Here is a 17,671-nt window from a genome sequence, read left to right on the forward strand (position 1 = left end):
GACGCATGACGACGAACAACTGGGCAGCGTTCGAGAAGGCGGAGCCGGAGTTCGCGGCGGCGGTTCGGGCCCGCTTCGCGCAGTACCCGCACCACGTCCTGGCCACCCTGCGCAAGGACGGCTCCCCGCGCGTGGCCGGGCTGAACGTCGACATCCGCGGCGGGGAGCTGTGGCTCGGCATGATGCCGGGCTCGATGAAGGCCCGCGACCTCCAGCGCGACCCCCGCTTCGCGCTGCACACCAATCCGGGCGCGGGAGAGACGATGCCGGACGGGGACGTGCGGGTCTGCGGGCGCGCGGTGGAACTGGTGGACCCGCCCGAGCTGCACCGGTACGCGGAGGAGACGGAGAGCCCGCACCCCTTCCACCTCTTCCACGCCGAGCTGACGGAGGTCGTCCGCGTCGGCGTGGAGGGCGACGAGCTGGTCCTGCGGTCGTGGACCCCGGCGGGCGGCCTGCGCACGATCCGCCGGGGCGACGACGACGAGCCCGCGCGCGAGGACCCGCCGGCCGGTCCTAGCTGAGCTGGAAGACGCCCCCGGCCCCCAGGGCGGACGGGTCCACGTCGACCCAGTTGCGGTCGATGTTGATGGTGACCCCGCCGTAGGTCGCGTCGTGGTCCCCCCGGAACTGGTGGGCGCGGCGCCGGCCCGCCCACTGCGGGGTGCCGGCGGACAGGCCCATGTCGGCGTCGGCGACCGAGGCCGCGCCGTTCCAGCGGGCGACCCACAGCACGTCCGGCATGGCCTCGGGAGCCTGGTCGTGGTGGGCGCTCAGCGCCTTGACCCCGGAGCCCGCCGAGACGTAGGCGGCGGAGCGGTAGCCGAGCTCGTGCAGCCGGAGCGTCCAGGCGCTCAGGTAGGCGACGACCGGGGCGTCCCAGGTCTGGCGGTCGGAGTAGTTCTCCAGGTCGTTGTACAGCACCGTGCCCGCGGGCAGGCCCAGTGACGCGGCGGCGGCCACCGCTCCGTCGGCGGCGGACCGGCCCTGGCCGTCGGCCTCGGCGGGGTCGGTGGACAAGCCGGTGCTGGCGCTGTTCCAGGGCTGCGGGCCCACCCAGATCGGCATGAGGTGCCAGCCCGCCTCGGCCTGCCGCCGTACCCAGTCGGCGGTGAGCTGCGGCTGGGCGCAGGCCCGGGCGCGGCCGCCGATGTAGATGCCGACCGCCCGGAAGGGGGAACCGGCGCGCCAGGCGTCCATGGCCTTCTGGGTGGGGGCGGTGCAGGCGTCGAAGCCCTCGCCGGTGAAGGCCTCCTGGGCGTTGCGGGGCTCCGCGCCGTCGGCGGCGGGCTCGGCGGGGGGCGCCGCGGGGGCCGCGGGGGCGCCGGCGGGCACCGCGCGGGCGTGGGCCAGGACCCGGCGTACGGCGTCGGGCGCGGTCCCGTAGGAGACGGTGGCCATGACGCCGGGCCGCAGCAGGGCGTACCGCAGTTCGTTGCTGTCGGTCCGGGGCGGGGCCTCGGGAAGTGTGGTGCCAAAGTGCACGGCGAGGGTGGGGATGTCGGCGCGCCTCGGGGCCCCGTCGAGGGGTTCGAGGTGCAGCGTGTCGGCGCGGCTGACGGCCGCCCGGCCGGTGCATTCGCTCTGGGTGCCGGCGCGGCCGAGGTACAGGGTGGGCAGGTCGAGGCGCAGACAGGCGCCGGGCTCGCGGTCGAGGTCGACGATCCGCCAGTCGGCGGGGACGGCGAGGCGCAGGCCGCCATAGTCGACGGTGCGCGCGTCGGCGGCGGCGGTCGTCGCCGCGGGGAGTACGGGGACCAGCAGGGCAGCGCCGAGGAGGCCGCTCAGCAGCGTTCGGATGGGGGCCATGATCCGGATAGTTACCAGACGGCGGGGCCCCTCAACTTCGGCGAGGAGCCCCGCAGATGGTCCGTACGGCCTATCGCGGGCGGCCTAGGTGTGCGGTTGGTCCCGGAAGGCGGGGAGGGCGAAGACGCGCTGCCTGCCCGTGTCGTCCATGAGCTCGACGAGGGGCAGGGCCTGCTCCCACAGGTCCCGCTCCGCGACCTCCCGGAGCGCGTCCAGCTCCTCGTCGCCGAGCCCGGCGGCGGCGTCGGCCACCAGCTTGCGCCGTCGGCGGGCAGTAGGCCGGCCGGCGGCCGGAACGCGCCCCACAGCCCGGTCGCCACGACCGCCCGTACCACCCCGGCCAGCACCTCGGGGTCGCGCAGGGGCTCCGGCCGGGCCACGGCGAGCCGGTCCTGCTGGTCGGGCAGCGCGACGAGCGGCAGCAGCCTCTCCCGGAGCCCGGCGTCGTGCGTCACCCGCACGAGTGAGGCCGGCTCGGGCTCGTCAAGCCGGGCGATGCGCAGCCGCTGCTCCCCGCCGACCGCGTCGGCGACGGCGAGGGCCTCCTCCCGGAGCCCGGCGGCCGCGGCGACCCGTACCACCGAGCCCAGGCGGTCGTCGCCCACCAGCTCCAACGGTTCCTGATCCACACGCACGGGGGCGACCTCCCCTGCCGGAGACGACGGCTCGCCGTGAGCGTGGACCGTTATGGACCATGAGCCCATACTCGCGGGTAAGTACCCGTACTCAGGCGGCTGTCAGTGCCACTGGCTAACGTCGCGGGTGTCGACACGAACGACACCACATGGGGGATCACATGAAGAAGCACGCAGCCACCCTCGCCGCACTGACCACGGCAGTCACCCTGGCGATCACGGCAGCACCGGCCCAGGCCGCACCGGGCGGCGAGATCATCGGCTACCCGGGGCCCGACGGGCTGATATGGATCGCCGAGCAGACCGGCTCCAGCGGCTTCGTCTCGGGCGGCCTCTCGCCGCGACTGGACACGTTCATCACCTTCGGCTGCGCCGGCGGCGGCAGCATCGAGGTGGCCTTCCACCTCGACAACCACCCGGACCGCGACCCGGCCCCCTTCACGGTCGACTGCCCCGACAGCACCCCGACCCGGGTCACCGTCCCCCTCGGCACCGCCCTCCACGGCGGCTTCGGCGCCCGGGTGACGGCCTCGTCCCCGTCCATACGCTGGGGCGCCACGGTCGTCCAGCCCGAATAGCGACCCGCACGCCACCGCGCCCGCCATCCCTGGTCGGGGACATGGCGGGCGCGGTGTCGGAGTTCCGTACCTCGTTGTACGGACCGTATGAGGGGTCCTCCCCGAAGGGAGGGGTGCTGCCCGTGACCCGGGGCCGCGCACCGACGGACGGAGGCCGGCGCAGCCGGGCGAAGCCCGGGAGGCCGCCTGCGGCCGAGCGGTGCGAGCCCGGCGTCAAGAAGGAGTCATGGCGGGCGCGGTGTCGGAGTTCCGCACGTCGTTGTACGGACCGTATGAGGGGTCCTCCCCGAAGGGAGGGGCCGGCGGTTACACCGTCAGGGAGCGGTCCGTCGGCTTGACCGGGTACGGGAGGGCGCTCGTGCCCGTCAGGAAGCGGTCCACGCCGCGGGCGGCCGAGCGGCCCTCCGCGATGGCCCACACGATGAGCGACTGGCCGCGGCCCGCGTCGCCGGCGACGAAGACGCCGTCGACGTTGGTCGCGTAGGAGGCGTCGCGCTCGATGTTGCCGCGGGCGTCCATCTCCAGGCCGAACTGCTCCACCAGGCCGTTGGCCTGGTCGGTGCCCGTGAAGCCCATCGCCAGGGTGACCAGCTGCGCCGGGAGGACGCGCTCGGTGCCGGGCTTCTGGACGAGCTTGCCGTCGACGAACTCGACCTCGACCAGGTGCAGGGCCTGGACGTTGCCGTCCTCGTCGCCCTCGAAGTGGGTGGTGGAGACGGAGTAGACCCGCTCGCCGCCCTCCTCGTGCGCCGAGGTGACCTTGTAGAGCATCGGGAACGTCGGCCACGGCTGGTTCGGGCTGCGGTCCTCGCCCGGCTTCGGCATGATCTCCAGCTGCGTGACCGAGGCCGCGCCCTGGCGGTGGGCGGTGCCCACGCAGTCCGCGCCGGTGTCGCCGCCGCCGATGACGACCACGTGCTTGCCCTCGGCCGTGAGGGGGGGCGCCATGAAGTCGCCCTCCTGGACCTTGTTGGCGAGCGGCAGGTACTCCATCGCGAAGTGGATGCCGTTCAGCTCGCGGCCCGGGACCGGGAGGTCGCGGGAGACGGTCGCGCCCGCCGCGATGACCACCGCGTCGAACCGCTTGCGCAGGTCGGTGGCGGTGATGTCGCGGCCGACCTCGATGCCGGTGCGGAACTTGGTGCCCTCCGCGCGCATCTGCTCGATGCGGCGGTTGATGTGCACCTTCTCCATCTTGAACTCGGGGATGCCGTAGCGCAGCAGCCCGCCGACGCGGTCGGCGCGCTCGTACACCACCACCGTGTGCCCGGCCCGGGTCAGCTGCTGGGCCGCGGCGAGACCCGCCGGGCCGGAGCCGATCACGGCGGCCGTCTTGCCCGACAGCCGCTCCGGCGGCTGCGGGGTGACGTTGCCGTTGTCCCAGGCCTTGTCGATGATCGAGACTTCGACGTTCTTGATCGTGACGGCCGGCTGGTTGATGCCGAGGACGCACGCCGACTCGCACGGGGCCGGGCACAGGCGCCCGGTGAACTCCGGGAAGTTGTTCGTGGCGTGCAGCCGCTCGGAGGCCGCCGACCAGTCCTCGCGGTACGCGAAGTCGTTCCACTCGGGGATCAGGTTCCCGAGCGGGCAGCCGTTGTGGCAGAACGGGATGCCGCAGTCCATGCAGCGGCCGGCCTGCTTGCTGATGATCGGGAGCAGCGAGCCAGGGACGTAGACCTCGTTCCAGTCCTTCAGCCGTTCGGCCACGGGACGGGAGCAGGCGGTCTCGCGCGGGGTGGTGAGGAAGCCCTTCGGGTCAGCCATGGGTCGCCGCCTCCATCATCTTCTCGTTGGTCTCGGACTCCGAGAGTCCGGCCAGCTCAGCGGCGTCCTTGGCGGCGAGCACTGCCTTGTACGTGGTCGGGATGATCTTGCTGAAGCGGTCCGCGGCGGCGGTCCAGTCAGCCAGGAGCTTCGCGGCCACGGTCGAGCCGGTCTCCTCCTCGTGGCGGCGCACCACATCGTGCAGCCACTGCTTGTCGGCGTCGGAGAGGGCCTCGACGGCTTGCGCGTTGCCGGCGTTGACGTTGTTCCGGTCGAGGTCGATGACGTACGCGGTACCGCCCGACATGCCGGCCGCGAAGTTGCGGCCCGTCTCGCCCAGGACGACCGCCTGGCCGCCGGTCATGTACTCGCAGCCGTGGTCGCCCACGCCCTCCGAGACGACCAGGGCGCCGGAGTTGCGGACGCAGAAGCGCTCGCCGGTGCGGCCGCGCAGGAACATCTCGCCGCCGGTGGCCCCGTAGCCGATGGTGTTGCCGGCGATGGTGGAGTACTCGGCGAGGTGGTCGGCGCCGCGGTCCGGGCGGACCACGATCCGTCCGCCCGACAGGCCCTTGCCGACGTAGTCGTTGGCGTCGCCCTCCAGGCGCAGGGTGATGCCCTTCGGCACGAAGGCGCCGAAGGACTGGCCGGCGCTGCCGGTGAAGGTCAGGTCGATGGTGTCGTCGGGCAGGCCCGCGCCGCCGAACCTCTTGGTGACCTGGTGGCCGAGCATGGTGCCGACGGTCCGGTTGATGTTGCGGATCGCGACCCGGGCGCGGACCGGCTGGGCGGCCTCGGCGGACTCGGCGTTCAGCGCGTCGGCCGCGAGCTCGATGAGCTCGTTGTCGAGGGCCTTCTCCAGACCGTGGTCCTGCTCGATGAGGGCGTGGCGGACCGCGCCCTCGGGCAGCTCGGGCACGTAGAACAGCGGCTCGAGGTCGAGGCCCTGCGCCTTCCAGTGCGTGACGGCCTTGGTGGTGTCGAGCAGCTCGGCGTGGCCGACGGCCTCCTCGATCGTGCGGAAGCCCAGCTCGGCGAGGAGCTCGCGCACCTCCTGCGCGATGAACTCGAAGAAGTTGACGACGAACTCGGGCTTGCCGGAGAAGCGCTCGCGCAGCACCGGGTTCTGGGTGGCGATGCCGACCGGGCAGGTGTCCAGGTGGCAGACGCGCATCATGACGCAGCCGGAGACGACGAGCGGCGCGGTCGCGAAACCGAACTCCTCGGCGCCGAGCAGCGCGGCGATGACCACGTCGCGGCCGGTCTTGAGCTGGCCGTCGGTCTGGACGACGATGCGGTCGCGCAGCCCGTTGAGCAGCAGGGTCTGCTGGGTCTCGGCGAGGCCGAGCTCCCAGGGGCCGCCCGCGTGCTTGAGCGAGGTGAGCGGGGAGGCGCCCGTACCGCCGTCGTGGCCGGAGATGAGGACGACGTCCGCGTGCGCCTTGGAGACACCGGCGGCGACCGTGCCCACGCCGACCTCGGAGACCAGCTTCACGTGGATGCGGGCGGCCGGGTTGGCGTTCTTGAGGTCGTGGATCAGCTGAGCCAGGTCCTCGATGGAGTAGATGTCGTGGTGCGGCGGCGGGGAGATCAGGCCGACGCCCGGGGTGGAGTGCCGGGTCTTGGCGACCCACGGGTAGACCTTGTGGCCGGGCAGCTGGCCGCCCTCGCCGGGCTTGGCGCCCTGCGCCATCTTGATCTGGATGTCGTCCGCGTTGACCAGGTACTCGCTGGTGACACCGAAGCGGCCGGAGGCGACCTGCTTGATGGAGGAGCGGCGCGCCGGGTCGTACAGGCGCTCCGGGTCCTCGCCGCCCTCGCCGGTGTTGGACTTGGCGCCCAGCTGGTTCATGGCGATGGCGAGGGTCTCGTGCGCCTCCTTGGAGATGGAGCCGTACGACATGGCGCCGGTGGAGAAGCGCTTGACGATCTCGGAGACGGGCTCGACCTCGTCGATGGAGATCGACGGGCGGTCGGACTTGAAGCCGAACAGGCCGCGCAGCGTCATCAGGCGCTCGGACTGCTCGTTCACCCGGTCCGTGTACTGCCGGAAGATGTCGTACCGGCGGCCGCGCGTCGCGTGCTGGAGGCGGAAGACCGTCTCCGGGTCGAACAGGTGCGGCTCGCCCTCGCGGCGCCACTGGTACTCGCCGCCGATCTCCAGCGCGCGGTGCGTGGCCGCGATGCCGGAGGCCGGGTACGCCTTGGTGTGGCGCGCGGCCACCTCCTTGGCGATGACCTCCAGGCCCGCGCCGCCGATCTTAGTGGCGGTGCCGTTGAAGTAGGTCGCGACGAACTCGTCGTTCAGGCCGACGGCCTCGAAGACCTGGGCGCCGCGGTAGGAGGCGACGGTGGAGATGCCCATCTTGGACATGACCTTCAGGACGCCCTTGCCGAGCGCGTAGATCAGGTTCTTGATGGCCTGCTCCGGCTCCAGGCCGGACAGGAAGGTACCGGCGCGCAGCAGGTCCTCGACGGACTCCATGGCGAGGTACGGGTTGACCGCGGCCGCGCCGTAGCCGATGAGCAGGGCGACGTGGTGGACCTCGCGGACGTCGCCGGCCTCGACGAGCAGGCCCACCTGGGTGCGCTGCTTGGTGGCGATGAGGTGGTGGTGCACGGCGGAGGTGAGCAGCAGCGACGGGATCGGCGCGTGCTCGGCGTCCGAGTGGCGGTCCGACAGGACGATCAGGCGGGCGCCGGCCGCGATGGCGGCGTCGGCCTCGGTGCGGATCTCCGCGATGCGCGCGGCCAGCGCCTCGGCGCCGCCCGAGACCCGGTACAGGCCCGAGAGGGTGGCGGCCTTCATGCCCGGCATGTCGCCGTCGGCGTTGACGTGGATGAGCTTGGCCAGCTCGTCGTTGTCGATCACCGGGAACGGCAGCGTGACGCTGCGGCAGGACGCGGCGGTCGGCTCCAGCAGGTTGGACTCCGGGCCGATGGAGGACAGCAGCGAGGTGACGAGCTCTTCGCGGATGGCGTCCAGCGGCGGGTTGGTGACCTGCGCGAAGAGCTGGGTGAAGTAGTCGAAGAGCAGCCGGGGGCGCTCGGACAGGGCCGCGATCGGGGAGTCGGTGCCCATGGAGCCGAGCGGCTCGCCGCCGGTACGGGCCATCGGCGCGAGGATGACGCGCAGCTCTTCCTCGGTGTAGCCGAAGGTCTGCTGGCGGCGGGTGACCGAGGCGTGGGTGTGCACGATGTGCTCGCGCTCGGGCAGGTCCGACAGCTCGATCTCGCCGGTCTCCAGCCAGTCGGCGTACGGGGCGGCGCCGGCCAGCTCGTCCTTGATCTCGTCGTCCTCGATGATCCGCTTCTGGGCGGTGTCGACGAGGAACATCTTGCCGGGCTGCAGCCGGCCCTTGCGGACGACCTTGGCCGGGTCGATGTCGAGCACGCCGACCTCGGAGCCGAGGACGACGAGGCCGTCGTCGGTGACCCAGTAGCGGCCGGGGCGCAGACCGTTGCGGTCCAGGACCGCGCCGACCTGGGTGCCGTCGGTGAAGGTGACGCAGGCCGGGCCGTCCCAGGGCTCCATCATCGTGGAGTGGTACTTGTAGAACGCGCGGCGGGCCGGGTCCATGGAGGTGTGGTTCTCCCACGCCTCCGGGATCATCATCAGCACGCTGTGCGGCAGCGACCGGCCGCCGAGGTGGAGCAGCTCCAGGACCTCGTCGAAGGAGGCCGAGTCGGAGGCGTCCGGGGTGCAGATCGGAAAGATCCGGTCCAGGACGCCCTCGCCGAAGGCGTCGGACGCCAGCTGGGACTCGCGGGCCTTCATCCAGTTGCGGTTGCCCTTGACCGTGTTGATCTCGCCGTTGTGCGCGACGAAGCGGTACGGGTGGGCGAGCGGCCAGGACGGGAAGGTGTTCGTCGAGAACCGGGAGTGGACCAGGGCGAGCGTCGAGGCGAAGCGGCGGTCGGAGAGGTCCGGGAAGAAGGGCTCGAGCTGGCCGGTGGTCAGCATGCCCTTGTAGACGATGGTGCGGGCGGAGAGCGAGGGGAAGTACACCCCGGCCTCGCGCTCGGCGCGCTTGCGCAGCACGAACGCCTTGCGGTCGAGCTCGATACCGCTCGAACCGTTGCTGACGAACAGCTGTGAGAAGGCCGGCATGGTGGCGCGGGCGCCGTTGCCGAGCAGATCCGGCGTCACCGGAACCTCGCGCCAGCCCAGGACCGTGAGGTTCTCCTCGGCGGCGATGGCCTCGATCTGCTCCACGGCGACGGCCTGTGCGGTGCCGTCGGCGGGGAGGAAGGCGATGCCGACGGCGTAGGCGCCGGCCTCGGGAAGGTCGAATCCGGCGACCTCGCGGAGGAAGGCGTCCGGGACCTGGCAGAGGATTCCGGCTCCGTCGCCGGAGTCCGGTTCGGAGCCGGTGGCGCCGCGGTGCTCGAGGTTCCGCAATACGGTCAGCGCCTGCTCGACCAGCGTGTGGCCGGCCTCGCCGCTGAGGTTGGCCACAAAGCCGACGCCGCAGGCGTCGTGCTCGTTGCGCGGGTCGTACATGCCCTGCTGGGCGGGGCGACCGTCCATGGGCGACCAGGCGGTGGTGCTGGGGCCGGTCGCGGAGTGCGTGGATGCGGAACGCATCGGCTCTCCCGTCGTCGTCGTGGCATATGTGCATAGCCGAGGGACGACGTTGGCCCTCTGCGAAATTTCGTGCAGATTACATGATGACGACAATCCCGCGAAGCGGATATGCCGTTCCAGCATGCGGACACTGCACGGGGCGAAAAAGAGGGGGCCTTCGCAGTGTTCTCAAGGGGTCTCAAGACGCGGTGACGAGTCGAAGGTCCCGGCACGGGGGCGGGCATCATTGCCCGCAGCCTCGTTGTGGTACCCGGTGGACACGTGAGCGAAACCGCCGGGTAACGGACTACTTATGTTGCGCCGTGCATAGTGTCTCACTCTCCGCCCGGTCAGCCTATGGCTCCGCCGATCCAGGTTCCCAGGATGTACGTCACACCGGCGGCGGCGCCACCCAGGGCGAGCTGGCGCAGTCCGCTGTACCACCAGGACCGGGCCGTGACCCGGGAGACGACCGCGCCGCAGGCGAAGAGGCCCGCCAGGGCCAGCAGCACCGCGGGCCACAGCGAGGTGGCTCCCAGCAGGTACGGCAATACGGGCAGCAGCGCGCCCAGCGCGAAGGAGCCGAAGGACGAGACGGCGGCGACGAGCGGTGAGGGCAGGTCGTCGGGGTCGATGCCGAGCTCCTCGCGGGCGTGGATCTCCAGCGCCTGCTCGGGGTCCCGGGACAGCTGCATGGCCACCTCGCGGGCGAGCGGGGGCTCGACGCCGCGGGAGACGTAGAGCTCGGCCAGCTCCTCCATCTCGTCGACCGGGTGCTTGCGCAACTGCTGGCGCTCTATGTCCAGTTCGGCGAGGACCAGCTCGCGCTGCGAGGCGACGGAGGTGTACTCGCCGGCCGCCATCGAGAAGGCGCCGGCCGCGAGGCCCGCGAGACCGGTGATCGCGATGGCGTGCGGGGCGACGGCGCCGCCGGCCACGCCGGTCATGAGCGCGAGGTTCGAGACGAGCCCGTCCATCGCACCGAAGACGGCCGGCCGCAGCCATCCACCGTTGACGTCGCGGTGGGTGTGGTTGTCGCGGTGCGCGGTGTGCAGCGGTGCTTCGATATCGATGATGGACATGCGGTGTATCTCCCCTTTTGTGCGAACGAGCGTCATACGGTGTTCCGCTCCCCCGGAATACCTCGAAACTACGCACGAATTCAGCTCCCCGCCAGCAAGGAAGGCCGTACTTACCTGCGGTTTTGCGGGTCGGCGACCGGGTGACGACGGCGTGCGGGGGGTGTTTCGCGACGAGCGACAAACGTCATGCCGTGGCACAAATCCCCCAAGGGCTCAATATGAGTCCCATCAAATGGAGAGGCGCGCCATGGAGCTGATTGCATGCAATCCGCAGGTCCTCCTCGAACGGGCCAGGGGCGCTCTTCTGGGACTCGCGGTGGGCGACGCGCTGGGCGCCCCCGCGGAGAACATGAAGCCGTCGGAGATCCGGGCGAAGTGGGGCCGGATCGAGGGCTTCGTGTCGGAGGATCCGGCGGGCACGGACGACACCGAGTACGCGATCTTCTCCGGGCTGCTGCTGGCCCGGCACGGCTCCGCGCTCACCGTGTCCCACGTGGAGCGGGCCTGGCACCACTGGATCGCGGACCTGGACGAGGGCCCCTTCCGGGGTGCGGGCTTCTCCGAGCGCGGCACCCTAGAGAACCTGCGGCGCGGTCTGGCGGCCCCCATCTCGGCCCAGCACCGGCACGCCTGGTCCGACGGCCTGGCCATGCGGGCGGCGCCGTTCGGGGTCTTCGCCGCGGGCCGCCCGGCGGAGGCCGCGCGGCTCGTCGCCATCGACGGCTGCGTGAGCCACGACGGCGAGGGCATCTACGGCGGCCAGGCCGTCGCGGCGGGCGTCGCGGCGGCGATGGCGGGCGCGGGGCCCGCGTCGGTGATCGCCGCGGCCCTGTCGGTGATCCCGGCCGACTCCTGGACGGCCCGGTCGCTGCGCCGGGCCGTCACCGCCGCCCCGCGCGGCGAACGGGCGGTGCGCTCGGCCGTGGTCATCGGCGGCTACCCCTGGACGGACCTCGCCCCGGAGGCGGTGGGCCTGGCCTTCGGCGCCTTCGCCGCCTGCGGGGGCGACTTCCCCTCCTCGGTCCTGACGGCCGTGAACATGGGCCGCGACGCGGACACCACCGCGGCGGTGGCCGGCGCGCTGTCCGGCGCCCTGTCCGGAGCCGCCGCGGTACCCGCCGAGTGGTCGTCTGCGATCGGCCCGGTCCGCGGCAGCTGCCTGCCCTCGATGCGGGGCTACCACGTCCTGGACATCGCGGACCTCCTCACCCCGGAATACGAGGCCCCCAGATGACCCCGTCCCCGTACAACCCCACCCCGGACACCCAGGCCCCCACGATCACCCCAAAGCCCCTGCCGGCCCCACCCACCCCCCTGCCGGACCCGCCCGGCGCGACGAACCCGGCGAACCCGGTCGGGCTGACCAGCGCGCCGAGCCCGGCGAAGTCCACGGACCCCGCGACCTCGCCGAGCCCAGTCGGCCTGGCCAACCCGCCGAGCCCCGCCCGCTCCCTCAGCCCGGCGGGTCTCAGCCCGGCGGGTCTCAGCCCGGCGGGTCTCAGCCCGGCGGGTCTCAGCCCGGCGGGTCTCAGCCCGGCGGGTCTCAGCCCGGCGGGTCTCAGCCCGGCGGGTCTCAGCCCGGCGGGTCTCAGCCCGGCGGGTCTCAGCCCGGCGGGTCTCAGCCCGGCGGGTCTCAGCCCGGCGGGTCTCAGCCCGGCGGGTCTCAGCCCGGCGGGTCTCAGCCCGGCGGGTCTCAGCCCGGCGAGGCCCGTCGGGCCCGCCGGGCCGCCGCGGCCCGCGGGGCCGGCAGACGCGATGTCGGCGGACCCGGTCGCGCAGGCGGTCCCGCCCGGCCCCCCGCCCCCGGCCCGGCGGATCGAGGGGCTGCTCCTCGGGCTCGCCGCAGGCGACGCGGCCGGGTGGCCCGCCGCGCGCCACCGGGCCAGCCGGATGCCCGAGTGGACCCGCCGCCTCACCCGCGAGCTCGACACCTTCGCCGAGCAGAACGCCACCACCACCCTCCCCGTCCCCATCGCCCTCAACCAGCCCCCCGAGCCCCTGCGCCTCGGCCCCTCCGACGACGCCGAGTGGGCCGCCTTCGTCGCCGAGTCCGTACTCACCGCCTCGGGGGTCCTGCTCAGCGACCTCTCCCGGTCCCGCCGGATGCGCGCCGCCATCGACCTGGCCTGGAACGCCCTCGCCTCCGAGGTCGCCGCCGCGGCGGAACGCGCCCCCGAGGTCGAGTCCGCCGTCCTCCCCCTGCGCGCGCGGATCTCCGTCCGCGCCGGCCTCGGCAACCTCGCCGCCGGCCTGCGCCCGCCCGCCACCGGCCACGACAACCCGCACTTCTTCGACGACGCCGCCTGCGTCCGCGCCTGCGTGCTCGCCGTCGTCCACCCCGGCGACCCGGACGCGGCGGCGGACCTCGCCGAGTTCGACGCCCGCTACACCCAGGACGGCGACGGCGTCCACGGCGCCCGCGCCATGGCCGCCGCCCTCGCGGCCGCCCTCGCCGGCGCCGGGGTCGACACCGCCGTCGAGGCCGCACTCGCGCAGCTCCCCGCCGCCACCGAGATCGGCCGCAACGCCCGGCACGCCGTCGAGCTCGCCCGTACCCACACGGACGGCGGCGGGGCCTTCGCCATCGTCCCGACCCTCGAGCACGAGATCGTGGACCACGTCTACAGCTACGGCATCGCCGCCGCCGAGACCGTCCCCGTGGCCCTCGCCCTCGCGACCGCCGCCCGCGGCAAGGCGGCCGAGGCCGTCCCGGCCGCCGCCTGCCTGTCCCGCGTCGCGGACTCCGCCCCCGCGCTGGCCGGCGCCCTCACCGGCGCCCTCGGCGGAGGCGACTCGATCCCCGCCGCCTGGCGGGAGGCCTGCCGCACCCTCTCCGGCTGCGCCCTCCCCCGCCTCGCCGGCACCGATCTCGTGGAACTCGCCGCGCTCCTCGCTCGCACGGAACTCACCTCGCACAAGGGATGATTCAGACATGACGCTCACGTTGGAGGAAAGGGCCGCAGGCGCTCTCGTCGGGGCCGCCGTCGGCGACGCGCTCGGCGGTCCGGTGGAGGGCTGGAGCCCCGACCAGATCGTGGAACGGCACGGCGGCCGGGTGCACGGCATCGTCGGCCCCTGGCACGAGGACTGGCGCACGGCCCGCCCGATCGCCCCGTACCACAAGGGAGACGGGCACGTCACCGACGACACCCTCATGACGCACGCCCTGGTGCGCGTCTACGAGGCGGTACGGGACCACCTCGACGCCTACGCGGTCGCCGAGCACCTGGTGCCGGACCTGATGACCAACCCGCGGTGGATCCCGGAGCTGGAGGCCGAAGCCCTGCCGCTCCAGCGGATCTTCCTCGCCGAGAAGTGGATCGTGACCCGGCTGCACTACGCCCACGTCGACCCGCGCGAGGCCGGCAGCGGCAACATCGTCAACTGCGGTGCGGCGATGTACATGGCCCCCGTCGGCATCGTCAACGCGGGCAACCCGGCGGGCGCGTACGCGGAGGCCCTGGACATCGCCGGGGCGCACCAGTCCTCGTACGGGCGGGAGGCGGCCGGTGTGTTCGCGGCGGCGGTGGCGGCCGCGTGCCTGCCGGGGGCTACGGCCGGGTCCGTGGTGGACACCGTGCTCGGCCTGGCCAAGGACGGCACCCGGGCGGCCATCGCCGCCGTCGCGGAAGTCGCCTCCCGGCACCGGGACTTCGAGTCGGCGCTGGCCCCGCTGCGGGCGGCGGTCGCCCCGTACGACACGGTGGGCCCCGACTACCGCGCCCCCTCCCTCGGCGCGCGGCGCCCCTCCCGCCTGCACTCCATCGAGGAGCTCCCGATCGCGCTCGGGATGCTGCTGGTCGCGGACGGGGCCTACGAGACCTCCGTGCTCGGCGCGGTCAACTACGGCCGGGACTGCGACTCCATCGCCACCATGGCCGGGGCGATCGCCGGGGCCATGGGCGGCGAGCCGGTGATCCCGGCCGCCTGGTCCAAGCAGGTCGCCGAGGCCAGCCGCCTGGACCTGCACGCCCCCGCCGGGGCGCTGGCCGCCGTGGCGCGCGAGGTCTTCGCCCTGGACCGCGCCCGCCGCCGCACCCACGAGTCGGCCTTCGCCACCCTCACCCCCCCCCGATGAGCCGGCCCCCCACGCCCAGGGCGAAGCCCCCGAACACCGCACCGGACCCCGCCCGCCCGCAGCCGCGGGGCCTCGTCCACTCCCCGGCACCGGGGGACGACCCGTCCCGTACGGACACCGACCGGACAGGCCCCCACACCACGCCCCCGGCGAGCCCGCCGCCCGCCGACAGCCGGCCCACGCCCGAACCGGCCCGGCCCGGCCGCCCCGACCACCCTCCATCCCCCGAGGACGATCCGCCCCGCCTGCCCACGGCCCAGCCGGACGGAGGAAGCGCGGCGGCGGCCGCGCGGGTGCGGGTCACCTGGGCACAGCCCGAGGACCTCATCGGGCACGAGCTCCGTCAGGCGGCCGAGGACGGCCGGGACGCCGGACCCGTGCTGCGGGCGTGGCTGGCCGCGGGCGGCCACCCGGCCCCGGCCCGTGCCGGTGCGTCCCCGGCCCCGGCTCCGCCGGAACTCCGCGCGCTGGCCACGCGCCTGCTGGACGAGCTCGCCGCCCTCCCCTCCCCCACGGCCGCCGACGAACCGCTGTCCTGGCACGCCATCCGCACCACCTGGCCCCCGCCCGCCCCCGCCGAGCCCCCGCTCCCGCCGCGGCCCGCCCCCGGCCGGGCCCGCCCCACCCGGCCGCCCCACGACGACCCCGCCCGCCCCCCGGCGGAGCCGGCCGCGGCGCCCGCCCGCGCGGCGGCGGATCGTCCCGCCAACCCCTGCGCCGAGCCCGACCCGGGGCCGGAGCCCGATCGCGGCGGGACCGGCCCGCAGGCGGAGCCCCAGCGTCGCGGAACCGGGTCGGAGGCCGTCGGTTCGGCAGGCGCCCGCGAGCCCCGGCACGACGTCGCGCTGCGCCGCAGGCTGGAGGCCGCGTGGGTGGGGCGGGCCGTCGGGTGTCTGCTCGGGAAGCCCGTCGAGAAGCTGCCCCTCGCCGGGATCCGGGCACTGGCCCGGGCCGCCGGGAACTGGCCCCTGGACGACTGGTTCACCGCCCGCGGGGTCCCGCCCGAGCTGCTGGCCGCCCACCCCTGGAACCGCCGCTCCGCCCCCACCTCCCTCGCCGAGAACATCGACGGCATGCCCGAGGACGACGACCTCAACTACCCCCTCCTCGGCCTGCTCCTGCTCCAGCGGCACGGCAGGGACTTCACCACCGCCGACGTCGCCCGCCTCTGGCTCGACGAGCTGCCCGCGGGGCGGACCTTCACCGCCGAGCGCGTCGCCTACCGCAACCTCCTCCTCGGGCTGGAGCCGCCCGCCACCGCCACCCACCACAACCCGTTCCGCGAGTGGATCGGCGCCCTCATCCGCGCCGACGTCCACGGCTGGACCAACCCCGGCGACCCGGCCGCCGCCGCGGCCCAGGCCTACCGCGACGCCGCCCTCACCCACACCGGCAACGGCGTCTACGCGGCCCTCTTCGTCGCCGCCGCCACCGCCACCGCCGCCACCGGCCGGGCCGACGTGCACACCGCGCTGCGGGCCGGGCTGGCCGTCGTACCGCCCCGCTCCCGCCTCGCCGAGGCCGTCCGCTCCGGGATCCGGGCCGCGCACGAGGAGGCCGACTTCGACCGCGTCGTCGACCGCCTGCACGCCCGCTACGGCCACTACCACTGGGTGCACGCCGTCCCCAACACCGCCCTGATCGCCGCCGCCCTCACCCACGCCGACGGCGACTTCACCCGCTCCATCTGCCGTACGGTGTCCGGCGGTTGGGACACCGACTCCAACGGCGCCACCGCCGGAGCCCTCTGCGCGCTGATCACCGGAGAGGTCCCGCACCGCTGGGCCGCGCCCCTGCAAAACCGCCTCGCCACCTCCGTACCCGGCTTCGACGGCATCGGCTTCGACACCCTCGCCCACCTCACCCACCGGCTCACCGCACAGGAGGCAGCACGCTCATGACGGCCATCGCCGTGCTCGGCAGTACGAACATGGACCTCGTCGCCTACGTACCCAAGGCCCCCCGCCTCGGGGAGACCGTCACCGGCCGCGCCTTCCGCACCGTCCCCGGCGGCAAGGGTGCCAACCAGGCCGTCGCCGCCGCCCGCTGCGGCGCGCGGGTGGTGATGATCGGCGCGGTCGGGGCCGACGAGTTCGGCGTACGGCTGCGCTCCGCGCTCACCGCCGACGGCATCGACACCGCGGGCCTGCGCACCGCCGAGGGCGCCAGCGGCACCGCCCACATCACGGTGGACGACGAGGGCGGCAACAGCATCATCGTCATCCCCGGCGCCAACGCCCGCGTCACCGGCCTGGAGGCGGGTGACGAGACCCGGATCGCCGCCGCCGACGCCCTGCTCCTGCAGCTCGAGCTCCCCCTGGAGGCCGTCCTCGCCGGCGCCCGCGCCGCCCGCGCGCACGGTGTCCGTACGGTGCTCACCCCGGCCCCCGCCCAGACGCTGCCCGGCGAACTCCTCGCCGCCACCGATCTGTTGGTGCCCAACGAGCACGAGGCGGCCGCCCTCACCGGGCTCACCGACCCGGGCCGGTGCGCGGCGGCCCTGCTGGAGGCCGTACCCGAGGTGGTGGTCACCCTCGGCGCGGCCGGGGTGCTGTACGCCGCCCGCGGCCGCGAGCCCCTGTCCGTGCCCGCGCCCCGGGTCCGGGCCGTGGACACCACCGCCGCAGGGGACACCTTCGTCGGCGCCCTCGCCGTGGCCCTCGGCGAGGGCCGCCCGATGCCCGAGGCGCTGCGCTGGGCCTCCGCGGCGGCGGCGCTCTCCGTGCAGCGGCCCGGCGCCCAGGACTCGATGCCGACCCGCGCCGAGACCGACGCCCTTGCCCTGGCCGGGCGGGACACGAGGACGGCGCGGGCCCCCGAACCCGCCCCCGGCCCGGCCCGCGCACCCGGGAACGGCCCCGAAGCCACCCCGGGAGCCCCCTCGTGAACCCCGACGCAGCCCCAACCCGCCCCGTGAACCCCGACGCAGCCCCAACCCGCCCCATGCGGCCCGGCGCGGCCCGAACCCACACCGGGAGCCACCCCGTACGCCCCGACGCGGCGCCGGGCACGGTGCCGGGCCCCGGACCCCGCCCTCCCACCGCCGAGGCACACGGCCGGGACACCCACGGGACAGCCGAACCCGGGCCGGTCCTGCCCGTCCCCGGCCCGGGGGACGAGCCCGTCACCGCCGGCGCCCGGCCAGGGCAAGGGCA

12 protein-coding genes are annotated in these 17,671 nt (G+C 74.2%); 7 read left to right on the forward strand and 5 right to left on the reverse strand.

Annotation, left to right across the window (positions count from 1 at the left end):
- The first annotated feature begins 5 nt into the window (after positions 1 to 5).
- The gene (locus tag BGK67_RS10635) at positions 6 to 524 is read left to right on the forward strand and encodes a pyridoxamine 5'-phosphate oxidase family protein (protein ID WP_069919846.1); all 519 of its coding nucleotides are present in this window, start codon (positions 6 to 8) and stop codon (positions 522 to 524) included.
- Here the strand turns inward: BGK67_RS10635 and BGK67_RS10640 are convergent.
- Positions 517 to 1,809, reverse strand: a complete 1,293-nt coding sequence (locus BGK67_RS10640) for a DUF1906 domain-containing protein (protein WP_069919847.1) — start codon at positions 1,807 to 1,809, stop codon at positions 517 to 519. The two genes, BGK67_RS10635 and BGK67_RS10640, sit on opposite strands and share 8 nt — an antisense overlap.
- 84 nt (positions 1,810 to 1,893) lie before the next feature.
- Complete coding sequence (locus tag BGK67_RS38810; protein ID WP_167739564.1) at positions 1,894 to 2,061, reverse strand: hypothetical protein; 168 nt, start codon at positions 2,059 to 2,061, stop codon at positions 1,894 to 1,896.
- A gap of 544 nt (positions 2,062 to 2,605) precedes the next feature.
- Between BGK67_RS38810 and BGK67_RS10645 the strand changes: the two genes are divergently transcribed.
- Positions 2,606 to 3,022 carry a hypothetical protein gene (locus BGK67_RS10645; protein ID WP_079154114.1) on the forward strand — a complete coding sequence of 139 codons (417 nt, stop codon included), beginning with the start codon at positions 2,606 to 2,608 and terminating at the stop codon, positions 3,020 to 3,022.
- Between the two features lie 306 nt (positions 3,023 to 3,328).
- Here BGK67_RS10645 and BGK67_RS10650 read toward each other — a convergent pair whose 3' ends face one another.
- From BGK67_RS10650 to BGK67_RS10660, 3 genes are all read right to left on the reverse strand, one after another.
- Positions 3,329 to 4,789 carry a glutamate synthase subunit beta gene (locus BGK67_RS10650; RefSeq protein WP_069919848.1) on the reverse strand — a complete coding sequence of 487 codons (1,461 nt, stop codon included), beginning with the start codon at positions 4,787 to 4,789 and terminating at the stop codon, positions 3,329 to 3,331.
- The gene (gltB, locus tag BGK67_RS10655; protein ID WP_208948787.1) at positions 4,782 to 9,320 is read right to left on the reverse strand and encodes a glutamate synthase large subunit; all 4,539 of its coding nucleotides are present in this window, start codon (positions 9,318 to 9,320) and stop codon (positions 4,782 to 4,784) included. Before gltB ends, BGK67_RS10650 begins: the two co-directional genes overlap by 8 nt.
- A gap of 386 nt (positions 9,321 to 9,706) precedes the next feature.
- A complete protein-coding gene (locus BGK67_RS10660) occupies positions 9,707 to 10,438 on the reverse strand; it encodes a VIT1/CCC1 transporter family protein (RefSeq protein WP_069919850.1) in 732 nt (243 codons plus the stop codon).
- A gap of 247 nt (positions 10,439 to 10,685) precedes the next feature.
- Here BGK67_RS10660 and BGK67_RS10665 point away from each other — a divergent pair, with 247 nt between their 5' ends.
- From BGK67_RS10665 to rbsK, 5 genes are all read left to right on the forward strand, one after another.
- The gene (locus tag BGK67_RS10665; RefSeq protein WP_069919851.1) at positions 10,686 to 11,672 is read left to right on the forward strand and encodes an ADP-ribosylglycohydrolase family protein; all 987 of its coding nucleotides are present in this window, start codon (positions 10,686 to 10,688) and stop codon (positions 11,670 to 11,672) included.
- 521 nt (positions 11,673 to 12,193) lie between these two features.
- Positions 12,194 to 13,363, forward strand: coding sequence for an ADP-ribosylglycohydrolase family protein (locus tag BGK67_RS10675; RefSeq protein WP_069919853.1), 1,170 nt, complete (start codon positions 12,194 to 12,196; stop codon positions 13,361 to 13,363).
- A gap of 7 nt (positions 13,364 to 13,370) precedes the next feature.
- Complete coding sequence (locus BGK67_RS10680; protein WP_069919854.1) at positions 13,371 to 14,516, forward strand: ADP-ribosylglycohydrolase family protein; 1,146 nt, start codon at positions 13,371 to 13,373, stop codon at positions 14,514 to 14,516.
- Complete coding sequence (locus tag BGK67_RS10685; RefSeq protein WP_432215434.1) at positions 14,513 to 16,417, forward strand: ADP-ribosylglycohydrolase family protein; 1,905 nt, start codon at positions 14,513 to 14,515, stop codon at positions 16,415 to 16,417. Before BGK67_RS10680 ends, BGK67_RS10685 begins: the two co-directional genes overlap by 4 nt.
- Entirely contained in the window at positions 16,414 to 17,403 is a 990-nt protein-coding gene (gene rbsK / locus BGK67_RS10690; RefSeq protein WP_069919855.1) for a ribokinase, read from the forward strand. The genes BGK67_RS10685 and rbsK overlap by 4 nt, the downstream gene beginning before the upstream one ends.
- Positions 17,404 to 17,671 lie beyond the last annotated feature (268 nt).

Origin of the sequence: Streptomyces subrutilus (assembly GCF_001746425.1) — a bacterium.
GTDB lineage: Bacteria > Actinomycetota > Actinomycetes > Streptomycetales > Streptomycetaceae > Streptomyces > Streptomyces subrutilus_A.